Raw genomic sequence first — 10728 nt, 5'->3', positions numbered from 1 at the left:
GCGCTCGTCGGTGCCCGATAGCGCCGATTTTCTGCCCGTTGATTTGAACTGGGCTTCGTACTCAGCGATTTGCTTGTGCATCTCATCCGACTGTAGCAGTCCATCTACTTCTTCTGGTAACAGACCCAGTAGCAAAGCCAACACAGTACGTGATTGCTTCATTGCCACTTCGAGGCTCGGTAGCGCTGCTTTGGTGGTGTAGAGTTGGTTTTTAGCTTGTTGAACGTCCAATTCTGTAACGTTGCCAGAGTCGAACTGCACCTGTGTAATGCGGACGACACGCTCTTGAATCTCGATATTGCGGCGAGACAGCAAAATACGTTCTTGGAATGTGCGATAGTTGATGTAATTGCGCGCCACTTCGGCGGTTATGGTGACCATGATGTCGTGATACGATGCGATGGATGCGTAGTAACCCGCTTCTGCCGACTCAATTCCGCGAGCATACTTGCCCCAAACATCCATTTCCCAAGCAGCATCAAACGACAAAGTGGCGTTATTCACGCCCTGATCATTTACGTAGGCACGCGCTAGGTTTCCTGACACGGTTTGAACTTGTGGGTATTGCAAGCCAGTCGAAATACCAAGGAATGAACGTGCTTGAACAATTCGTAGCCCTGCGGCTTCTAAATCGAGGTTTTGTTTGCTCGCCAACTCAACCAGCTGATTAAGAGTTGAGTCATTAAATTGCTGCCACCATTGTTGTAGCTGTTGCTCTGATTGCTGCGTATCTTTGGCTGCTGCTTTTTGCACCGACCAGTCACTTGGCAGTGGCGCCTGCTTTGGATGAACATAATCTGGTCCTACCGTGGTACACGCACTGAGTCCGAGCAAAGAAAGTATGGCGAGGCTTGGTTTGGTTAGTTTTGGAAGCATCATATCCCCACCTTTAAAAACGCTTCTGTTGTAAGTTCACCCAATCGATATCCTCGTAGGTTTGCTTGCAATGCTTGATTGCTTCGAACACGTTCCGTTTTAAATTCAGCAAGATATAAAAACCGGCTATCTCTGAATAAGCGTAGTCAGATAAATCCAACTCACTAAAAAAATCTTCCAGTTTATCTTCGAATGTTTGGTAATCTTGACTGTATTGGTCGAATACGGAGTCGAGTTCTTGTGTTGCTTGATGGCTGGCTAAAGCGCCCGCCATCAAAGGAATGATGGAATCGCGGTGCTGTTGGCGAAGCTGAGTAATTAGTGGATTGGTCATCAACTTTTTCTCGGCGGCCATTAAGATGTTGATGTGATTACTGAGTACATCACACGCTTTGCTAAACGCGCCAATCGCTTCTGGCGTGGTTTTATCAAAGTGTTTGTGGTTGATTTTCGAACCCCAGACTTTGAGCTTTTTCGATGAGACATTGAGCGTCACCAAGTGTAAGGCCCGTTTGAGCGGCGTAATAACCGAGCTAGACTGCTGTTGATAGGTAGTGAACAGCTCTCGGGTATGTCGGAAGTAGCGTTCTTTTATGGTCAAAAAGAGGTGTTCTGGTCGTGAGCTAAACGGGAAGTAGTGCGCGAAAATAATCATGAACACCACCATGTAGAACAACAGCATGATCGTCATGAGGATCCCGAAGTGATAAAACATGTTGTTGTCTAAACCGAGAACAAACAAGCCAATCATATAGAAAATCGTCACTGGCCCGTTAAACAGATAAAAACCGATAAAGGTGTAGATAAAGATAAACAGGCCAAGCTCTAACCCGAGATCCAATTGCGGAAGAATGAAGACGTAAGAAGGCACCGCGAACAAGAAGCCGAAAGTGAAAAGCACTAGCAACAAAATCGGGTGCACAGGCACGAACGACAGCAAAGACATAAACATGGTCGAGAAGACCACGAACGAGTAGCCGCCTGGTGGATTGAAATAAATCCAAATCAGTCCTGCAACCCAATAAGTGACAAAGGTTTTGACCGCGGTTTTAAAGTTTTCTGCGTCCCACCATAGAAACTTGCCTTTCGGTTTCGGCAGCGGCACGTCAAAGGAGACATTGTTCGTCACAGAGTCAATACAGCTAATGCTCTCCGCTAAACGCGACAAGTTTTGATGCATCAGTTCCAATAGGTGACCAAGCGTAAGCGCAGAGCCTTTCTCTAGGTGCGCTGCGTTTTCTAGCAACGCTTGGTTGTATTTGACTTTGAATTCCTGAGCACGATAAGCGGGTTCTTTTTCGTCCCAGACTTGTTGGCAGGTATCAAATAGCGCGTCAATTTCCGCCACGGCTTGATCAAAGTTGCTGATGCTTTCACGGTCTTGCTGGTGGCTAAAGTGGCTGTGCGCCGCGACGGTCAATTGTTGCGTTACCTGCTTGTTCAAATGAACTGCCAAGCGCCACTCTTTCATGTAGGCCGACACGTCACTGCATTCCACACTGACCGTGGCAAAACGCTGTTCGAGCGCATTTTGAGCGGCAAACATCTGTTCGATGAGAGTGTCCACGCTAGGAGGTTGTGGCTCTTCCGTTTCTGGATTTTCTTCTCCGCCTTCTTGAGGAGAGATTTGCCCTGCCGATTTTTGCTCGAAATTTTGCAAGATAGCGGTGAACAACGCGCGTTGTGCTTGGTTGAGTTGTTCGATGAGCTGTCTTAGGTTTTGTTCTGTTTTGGTCGGGAATAAGAAAGTCCCCACGAGTGTGTAAACCACCACCCCAAACACCGTCATATAGGCGCGGTCAACGCCATAAAGGAACGCACCTTCTGCGTCACCGCCATTGGACATCATCAAAGTCATCACACCGGTCAGCATGAGTAGCGTAGGATCTTTTTGATAGGCATTACGGAAGTAAAAAATGAATGAGACCACAACCGACACGCTCAGCATGTACAACAAGCGGTCTTGAGCAAACAATCCCACCAGTAACAAGCCAACGACGGCGCCAACCAACGTACCAAACACGCGTAAGGTACCTTTGGCGAGTGATTCACGACGACTGCCTGTGGATGCAATCAGCATCACTGTGGTTGCGGCCGTCGATGCTTGCGGCCAACCCATGGCAAACGGGATCAGATAAGCCAGAGTCAGGCTAAGCGATACTTTAATAGCGAATTTTATTTTGTCGTTCATAGTGTCAAAGTTTGCTCAGGCTTATCGTTATAAGTTGATGAATTTCTTATATGAATAATCAGAATCTTGTTCTGAATAAATTCGGGGGGCGGAATATAGCGGGTGAAAAAGTGTGCTTTGTAAACCCTTTGTCAAAACAAAAAGTGCGTATTTGGCTTGATCTCGTGCTAGCCCTTGGCGTTATTGGCGAAACGCCTAAAACGAGCAAATTCGCGATCTGTGACGATTCTCATTTTTGAAACAAAATCGTTGCATTGTGTGAGCCAATTCTCACCTTATATTCTTCGCCTGGTACCAAAGCAGACCACTTGTACCATCTGCAATGAGCTTTACTGCTTTAAAAAGCATAGATGATGAATGGGTATTTGAGAGGGAAAGTTATTACTTTTTATCGGCTTGCCGATTGTTCGTTTGTTTTTTTGGATCGAGATAAAAAAACCAAAGCGATCCCACCAAGAATGATGCCGCTGGTTAAAAGAATATGCAGTGAAAGAGGCTCGTGGAGTACGATGCTGCCGAGTAGCAAAGCAATGGCTGGCACGGAAAGTTGGCTGACGGCGGCTTGAAGTAAAGAGAGCTTACGCACGACTTGGTACCAAAGTGTATAACCAAGGCCAGAGGCAATGGCACCAGATGCGATAGCGAGCAACATTCCGCTCAAAGAAAGTTGGATTGAGGACAAGATTAATGGCGAAAGGAGCACGCCAATTATTGATGCAGCGATGAATCCCCACGTGATGCCACTACTTGGAGAAGGCGCTTGTTTACCGAGCGCAGTAAACGCAGCCCAACAAACGCCAGAAATCAACATAAGAAGTGCAGAGCTAATATCGGGGCGAGTGGCAGATGGCAACATCAACCAAACAAATCCAACAATTGAAAGACCGATACCGATGATTTCGAGAAACTGAAAACGCTCACCTTGCAACCAATAGATCGCCAGTAATGTAAGTTGCACGGCACCAAACAAAAGCAAAGCACCGGTTCCTGTCGCCAGTTGTAAGTACGCGAAAGAGAAAAGGGCAGCGTAACCAAATAACGCCACGCCAGCAAAAAAGCGAAAGCGAGAAGTTGGCCGATCGGTTTTCCACTGACCTCTCACGACAAGCATTGCGATTAAGGTAATCGCGCCAGATATCAATCGAACGAGAGTGAAGCTTCCTGCATCAATTAACCCTTCGGCCAAGGCAAGTCGGCACAATAATGAATTGGCGGCGAACGCCAGCATTGCAATAGCAGTGAGTAAAAAGGTCGACATCCTTGGCCCTTAGCGTGTAAATGAACAGCTAGTGTAGATCCAAAAGAACATTTTTATTAGTTGATAAAGTGATTAGTTATAGCTATCAGAGCAAGAAAGTCATTAAAAATAACCAGAGAAAACCTGACCTTAGCCCAAGTGTTACTGTGGTTGGGAAGGTTGTTTGTACAATGACTTAATGGTGTTTTTCAACCATAGCAATTTTGGATTGTACGCATTTCGTTTATGCCAAATCATGGTAAATGGAATCAGTAACTTGTCTTGTTGAGCTTGGTCTAATGGAATTGGCAAGCACACCAAATCGAGATGCAGCTTTTCTGTGTAACTTTTGCAATAGTGCGGCGCGGTGGTGATCATGTCATGCGTCGGCTGCGCTGCCATAAAAAGAGATTGCTCAAAGTTGGACATCGTCAGCCCGATAGAGCGCTGTAGCCCTAGTTCCGTTAATACTTCATCCAACGCCCAAGTTTCACTTTTTTCCCAAACAATATTGATGTGTTGGTAGCTCAGAAAGGTCTCGAGATTCCACTCTTGCTGTAATGCCGGATGATCTTTATGTAAATACACTATCGGCAGGTCATAAAATAGAATCTCAAAATCCAAGAAATACGGCAGAAGATCCAACGACTCTTTTGATCTCGGGTGACTCTCTCGGCCGGTAAAACCGATATCCGCCTCGCCTCGAATGATGGCGTCGAGTGAATCGTAATCCCAGTTACTGGTTTTTACTTTCGCTTCAGGGTATCGCTGGTGGATAGCGACGATGAGTCTGTCCAGCACTGTGAGCACTAATGGCGACTCAATCGTGATATCAAAACGCACTCCTTTAGGCGTAATATCGCTGCGTTTTTCTGCAATCTGGCTGCCAATTTGCAGCCATTCTGCAAGATCTTGCTCCATGCTTTGCGCCAAAGGCGTTGGCGCAAGACCTTTAGGTGTTTTGACAAACAAAGGATCATCGAACCAATGACGAAGTTTGTTGAGCGACTTACTTACGGTAGAGGGCGTAACGTTCAGCTTTTTCGAGGTTTTCGAGACGCTTTGCTCTTGCAACAATAATTGCAGAGTGAACAGTAAGTTTAAATCAAGTCGCGCTAGGGATTTCTTCATAATGGGTATCGTGAACAGGCTTTGGAATCAATAGTATTAGAGCAAGGCTGATTACGCTACCTAGCACTAAGATAAACACCAACATATTCAGTGCAGTAACGCCGATGAAACCCATAAACCAAATATAGAACGCGGAACTACAAACTTGAGCAATGCCCAGTAACGAGCTTGCCACGCCAGCTTGTTGAGAGAATGGGCTGAGCGCTTGGCTCATGGCCACGCCAAAGCCACAAGCGAAGCCTGCGCAAATCAGCCCAAGTCCGAACACATAGTAAAAAGGTTGTCCATCATGGAAATGGGCTGCACTGAGCACGATGGCTGAACAAACGAGCAATACTTGAGAGCTCATCATTAAGGTTCGCTGCTTGAAAATCCCCAATGCCAATGGCGCCGAGAACGAAATCAACATACTGATCGTCGCAGTCCCCGCCATGATGGAAGAATAGCCACCGCGATCAAAACCAAGCATACTCATCACAACAATTGGTGAAGCGTTAACAAAGGTCAGGATGGTGGTCACTCCAAGTGCAGTAATGATCAGCCTACTGATAAAAAATCGCTCGAAGAACGTCTCTTGATGGCTCTCTGGCGTTGTCTGTTCTTCACCTTGTTGGCTGGGTAGTGATTCCTTGAGAACAAAAATGGCCAATACACTGACGAGAATGCCCATTCCTGCCATCGTGGTAAACAAACTCGGCCAAGGAAATTTCAGCATAATCAAGTGACCAATCACGGGTGCGATCACTGGAATGATACAGGTGATGCCATTGAGCATCGACAATACTTTCGCGCGGCGTTCATCGTCTAACGTGTCGCGTAAAATCGCGAATGCGACGACATAGCAAGATCCAGCCCCGATGCCTTGGCAAAAGCGAGCAATCAAGAAAGTGTTTGGTTGCTCAGCCATCCCGCCGAGAAAAGACGCGAGCACGAAGATCATCGCGCCGACGACGGCAACAGGCTTTCGTCCCACAGAGTCTGCAATTTTCCCCGCGAATAACATGGTGGTAGCCATGCCAGCTAAATAGATCGAAAACGCAATATGCAACTGAGACTCACTGGCGTTGAAATCTGACGCAATTTGAGGCAAACCAACAAGATACAAATCAATGGCAGTAGGGTAGAGTAAAACGAGTGCAAAACTACAAAGTAAAAAACGGGACATGGAAACCTCTCTATCGAATGGCGAGGATAATAGAGTGCTAAACGTTTGCCTGCGAGTGGGAAATACGACACTAGGTATTTCTATTTACGACATACCCTGTATGAATTGAGCATAAAAACAACAAGGAAGATTATGATTACTATTGAAAAGTATTCGCCTGAGCGACATGAACAAACTTGCGAACTTAGCGTGCTAGAAGAGCAATCGCAGTTTACGGTCGCGGATGTGGGTGAAATGCTTACGCGTCTTGAACCTACAGAACTTCCGCATCTGATTTTGACAGACGATGATGTGGTTGGCTTTTTTCTATTTGATGCAGCTTACAGTGAGAAATACGATTTTTGCCCGGAAAACAGTTTAGGCGTGCGGGCTTTGCTGGTGGATCACCGTCATCAAGGCAAAGGCATCGCCAAGCAAGCCATTCAACAGTTTGCCGATTTCGCCAAACGCCATTATCCCGAGTTTGATGCGCTTTATCTCACTGTGAATTGCCGCAACATACCTGCTTATCAGTGCTATTTAAAATCAGGGTTTGAAGATACCAATGAGCTTTACCACGGAGGCCCAGTTGGACCGCAGCACATTATGAGGCAGCCGCTTTAAGTTCGCTGTTGGGTAAGTGTTTGCATATGGCATTCAAACTTTTAACTACACAACATTTTAAGATACCAGTGTCATATAAACTTTAAGTGTTTAAATGAACAATATGATGGAGTGTATTATGGATTTTATAGAACGAGTTCAAGCTCTTTCCAAAAAAATTCCCCAAGTATCAGCGAGTTTAGCTACAGAAGAAGCAACAAAAAACGCATTAGTAATGCCATTTTTGCACTCTGTATTAGGTTATGATGTCTTTAATCCAAATGAGGTTATCCCTGAGTTTACTGCTGACATTGCTACGAAGAAGGGAGAAAAAGTAGATTACGCGCTCATTAAAGATGGGGTTGTACAAATTCTTATCGAGTGTAAAAAATTTGGTGAGCCATTGGCCACTAAACATGCTAATCAATTGTTTCGGTATTTTTCAGTAACCAATGCACGTATTGCGATTTTAACTAATGGATCTGAATATCAGTTTTTTACGGACTTAGACGCTCCAAATAAAATGGATGAAAAGCCGTTTTTGACTTTGGATCTTGCCAATCTTGATGAGCACGTAATTCCCGAAGTGAAAAAGCTTACAAAGTCTTCTTTTGATGTTGAGTCTGTAGTTGATGCTGCCGGTGAACTCAAGTACCTCAATCAAATTAAAAAAGCACTTCATGAACAGTTTCAGAACCCTGAAGAGGAGTTTGTAAAATTCTTTACTTCAAAAGTGTACGATGGCGTCCAAACCGCAAAAGTCAAAGCACAGTTCATGGATATTACAACGAAGGCCCTAAAACAATTCTTGAACGACAGCATTAATGCTCGATTGAAATCTGCAATTGGTGGAGATGATAAAGCACCGATCAAGGTAGACGATAGCGTTAACACCTTTGAAGAATCCGTCGAACCTGCTCAAGATAAACCCAAAGTTCAAACGACAGATGAAGAGATCGAGGGTTTTAATGTAGTTAAGGCGATATTGCGACAACAAGTTGATGTACAGCGAGTGTGCGCCCGTGATACGCAAAGTTATTTTGGTATCCTGCTTGATGACAACAATCGGAAGCCATTATGTCGCCTTTGGTTCAATACCAAACAAAAGTACATTGGCCTCTTTGATGAAGCTAAAACAGAAACCCGCCATCCAATCGACTCGATTGACGATATTTTCAAATTTAGTGAGCAGTTACAAAGTACGCCAGAACTTTACGAATAGGCTTACATAGAAATGCAAATGAAGCTCCAACACATGATGTTTTGATATCTGTGCTGGGGCTTTTCTATTATTCAATCGCCTTAGTTTTGTACAAACCTAGGTATCTTTGAGTTTTGGGATGGACATTTAATTTTAAAACATATACTTAAGGTGACTTAGATAGTTAAAAGCCAAGGATGGAAAGATGAGGATTGAAATCGACAATTTAGAACGGCCGCAAGTGATAGCGCTGTTGGAAGGACATTTACAGGACATGTACGCCACGTCACCACCAGAAAGCGTGCATGCGTTAGATTTAGATAAGCTCAAAGCGCCAGAAGTGACGTTTTGGACCGGATGGAAAGGTGAGCAACTGCTTGGGTGTGCGGCGATTAAAGAGTTGGATGACCAACACGCGGAGCTGAAATCCATGCGCACCACGCCTACGGCAAGAAACCAAGGTGTGGCATCTCAATTATTGATTCATGTGATTGAGCAAGCGAAGCAAAAAGGTTTGCAGCGCTTGAGTTTAGAAACGGGCTCGATGGAGTTTTTTAAACCAGCGCGCCTGTTGTATGAAAAGCATGGCTTTGTGTACTGCGAGCCGTTCGGGGATTACGAACTCGATCCGAACAGTCAATTCATGACCCTAGAACTGAGCTAGGGCCATGAATTTTTAGAAGCTAAATCCAATCGATTTAGAAATTCAGATTCAAGTTGATGGTTGGCGATAGGAGGCTTGAACGCTCGTCAGCCAATCGCTTTCTCTTCTCTTTCAGTCTCTTGGCATTATCTTTGTCTGGATTGCCATCAAGCTGATTATCGATGACCGAGATTTCAGTATCGATTTGTTGGATGCGTTGCTGGCGTTGATATTCTTGATGACCCAACTGGTAGTTCTCAATAAACTCTTTGCTGCTGCATACACCGTAATATTCTTTGCCTTCGATACCGACAGTGTACCCATTGTCTGGTGAGCAATATTGGATAGTGCCTTTATCAAAGCCTTCTTTCCATTTCGCTCGGTCGGGTGTCACACCCGCTTCACCACAGTCTTCGGTATAGCTATTGATAATGTTTGGATCGTTGCCGTCTCGGCCATCTTGATAACCTACGTTGTACCAGTTTGCCGTTTTGCACTCATCCGGAGACATGCTGGCGCAACCTGAGAGCAAAGTCAGTAAAGCCAGGGGGATTAGCGCTCTTTTCATCAGTGACTGTCCTTTAAATAAAATCGAATTGATAACTTGAGTTTAAAATGAACGCTGTTCATATCAATGGTTGAAATCATTGTATTCACAATTGTGGTGACTCATTAATCTAAGTGATAAATTTATTATGCTGAATAGAAGTGTGTTTGATTAGTATTATCCACGAACTGCGCCTTTGCTGCATCAATCCACTAGCCTTGGCCCCAAATTAAGTGATAATACCAACATAAAGATAAACACCGTCAATGAGGCTAAGACATTGAGCGAACAACCCACCGTCCTTATTATCGAGGATGAATCTGCTATCGCAGAGAACCTGATTCATGTATTAGAGATGGATGGCTACCACGCAGAGTGGTTGGCAACAGCAGGAGAGGGCTTAGCTTTTTTGCAGCACAACTCCGCAGCGTTACTTGTCTTAGACGTAGGCTTACCGGATGGCAATGGTTTTGAATTATGCAAAATCATCCGTGAGTTTTCTGATATTCCCATTATCTTTCTCACCGCAAGAAGCGATGAAATTGACCGCGTAGTGGGCTTGGAGATTGGTGCAGATGATTACGTGACTAAGCCATTTAGCCCGCGAGAAATGCTGGCGCGCATTAAACTTAGAATCAAAGCTAAAGCGCCAATGATGGAGCACAAACCGGAGCCTGTAGCTGTTCCAGAACAACCTCCATTGAACCATGATTTAGTTGCGCAGAACTTCGACTACGGTGTTGGCGGGCAAATGCTTGGGCTGACCGCGGTGGAGTTCAAAATCCTCGATAAACTGATTTCTGTCTCTTCCAATGTATTGAGCCGAGAGCAACTTATGGTCGCTGCTGACATGGCGCCGGAAGCTGCATACGAGCGTAATATCGATACCCACATCAAAGCCATTCGCCATAAGTTGAAGCCGTTTGAGATGTCTGAACGCATCTGTACCAAACGTGGCTTTGGTTACTTTTACTGCATTAAAGGTGAATGATGAATCGCTGGCCGAAGATCCCGCTTGGACTCAGACTGTTTTTTCTCTACTTCATCTTAGTCGGGATGACGGCTTACATGGTGAGCAAAACGGTCGTCCTAGAACTCAAGCCAACCGTGCGTCAAACCACTGAAGAGACGCTGGTGGATATGGCGAACTTGCTC

Annotated in this window: 10 protein-coding genes and 1 pseudogene; 5 read left to right on the top strand and 6 right to left on the bottom strand. The window is 45.1% G+C overall.

Going from position 1 to position 10728, the window contains the following annotated elements:
* From IQR33_RS35035 to IQR33_RS31545, 5 genes are all read right to left on the bottom strand, one after another.
* Positions 1-879: TolC family protein (locus IQR33_RS35035; RefSeq protein ID WP_228014245.1), on the bottom strand; the 879-nt coding region annotated here is incomplete at its 3' end.
* A 10-nt stretch (positions 880-889) separates the two neighbouring features.
* Positions 890-3067, bottom strand: a complete 2178-nt coding sequence (locus IQR33_RS31560) for an FUSC family protein (protein WP_193837783.1) — start codon at positions 3065-3067, stop codon at positions 890-892.
* Positions 3068-3455: 388 nt separating this feature from the next.
* Entirely contained in the window at positions 3456-4325 is an 870-nt protein-coding gene (locus tag IQR33_RS31555; protein WP_065275499.1) for a DMT family transporter, read from the bottom strand.
* A 141-nt stretch (positions 4326-4466) separates the two neighbouring features.
* Positions 4467-5435, bottom strand: coding sequence for an HTH-type transcriptional regulator YidZ (yidZ, locus tag IQR33_RS31550; protein WP_193844319.1), 969 nt, complete (start codon positions 5433-5435; stop codon positions 4467-4469).
* Positions 5410-6600 carry an MFS transporter gene (locus IQR33_RS31545; protein ID WP_193837782.1) on the bottom strand — a complete coding sequence of 397 codons (1191 nt, stop codon included), beginning with the start codon at positions 6598-6600 and terminating at the stop codon, positions 5410-5412. The genes yidZ and IQR33_RS31545 overlap by 26 nt, the downstream gene beginning before the upstream one ends.
* A 132-nt stretch (positions 6601-6732) precedes the next feature.
* Between IQR33_RS31545 and IQR33_RS31540 the strand changes: the two genes are divergently transcribed.
* The 3 genes from IQR33_RS31540 to IQR33_RS31530 all read left to right on the top strand — a co-directional run bounded on the left by IQR33_RS31540 (position 6733) and on the right by IQR33_RS31530 (position 9047).
* A complete protein-coding gene (locus tag IQR33_RS31540) occupies positions 6733-7203 on the top strand; it encodes a GNAT family N-acetyltransferase (RefSeq protein ID WP_033906687.1) in 471 nt (156 codons plus the stop codon).
* A gap of 118 nt (positions 7204-7321) precedes the next feature.
* Positions 7322-8404, top strand: a complete 1083-nt coding sequence (locus IQR33_RS31535) for a type I restriction endonuclease (protein WP_053303885.1) — start codon at positions 7322-7324, stop codon at positions 8402-8404.
* Between the two features lie 184 nt (positions 8405-8588).
* Positions 8589-9047 (top strand): GNAT family N-acetyltransferase, encoded by a 459-nt coding sequence (locus IQR33_RS31530; protein ID WP_005386911.1) that lies wholly within the window; start codon positions 8589-8591, stop codon positions 9045-9047.
* A 34-nt stretch (positions 9048-9081) separates the two neighbouring features.
* Here the strand turns inward: IQR33_RS31530 and IQR33_RS31525 are convergent, their stop codons facing one another.
* Positions 9082-9594 (bottom strand): DUF2799 domain-containing protein, encoded by a 513-nt coding sequence (locus IQR33_RS31525; protein WP_005374970.1) that lies wholly within the window; start codon positions 9592-9594, stop codon positions 9082-9084.
* Between the two features lie 259 nt (positions 9595-9853).
* Here IQR33_RS31525 and IQR33_RS31520 point away from each other — a divergent pair, with 259 nt between their 5' ends.
* Together IQR33_RS31520 and IQR33_RS35030 are read left to right on the top strand one after the other, a co-directional pair.
* On the top strand, positions 9854-10564 hold the full coding sequence (locus IQR33_RS31520) for a response regulator (protein ID WP_193837781.1): 711 nt from the start codon (positions 9854-9856) through the stop codon (positions 10562-10564).
* Positions 10564-10728 (top strand): annotated as a pseudogene (locus IQR33_RS35030) (two-component system sensor histidine kinase CreC); the annotation flags it as partial. The gene IQR33_RS31520 and the pseudogene IQR33_RS35030, both read left to right, overlap by 1 nt.

Source organism: Vibrio sp. OPT46 (assembly GCF_015163535.1).
Lineage (GTDB): Bacteria > Pseudomonadota > Gammaproteobacteria > Enterobacterales > Vibrionaceae > Vibrio > Vibrio alginolyticus.
This window is presented reverse-complemented; position numbering and strand designations above follow the sequence as displayed.

Excerpts from the sequence above, each read along its gene's own strand:
- IQR33_RS31540 (WP_033906687.1), top strand. The coding sequence starts at position 6,733 with ATGATTACTATTGAAAAGTATTCGCCTGAGCGACATGAACAAACTTGC.
- IQR33_RS31545 (WP_193837782.1), bottom strand. The coding sequence starts at position 6,600 with ATGTCCCGTTTTTTACTTTGTAGTTTTGCACTCGTTTTACTCTACCCT.
- yidZ (WP_193844319.1), bottom strand. The coding sequence starts at position 5,435 with ATGAAGAAATCCCTAGCGCGACTTGATTTAAACTTACTGTTCACTCTG.
- IQR33_RS31525 (WP_005374970.1), bottom strand. The coding sequence starts at position 9,594 with ATGAAAAGAGCGCTAATCCCCCTGGCTTTACTGACTTTGCTCTCAGGT.
- IQR33_RS31530 (WP_005386911.1), top strand. The coding sequence starts at position 8,589 with ATGAGGATTGAAATCGACAATTTAGAACGGCCGCAAGTGATAGCGCTG.
- IQR33_RS31555 (WP_065275499.1), bottom strand. The coding sequence starts at position 4,325 with ATGTCGACCTTTTTACTCACTGCTATTGCAATGCTGGCGTTCGCCGCC.
- IQR33_RS31560 (WP_193837783.1), bottom strand. The coding sequence starts at position 3,067 with ATGAACGACAAAATAAAATTCGCTATTAAAGTATCGCTTAGCCTGACT.
- IQR33_RS31535 (WP_053303885.1), top strand. The coding sequence starts at position 7,322 with ATGGATTTTATAGAACGAGTTCAAGCTCTTTCCAAAAAAATTCCCCAA.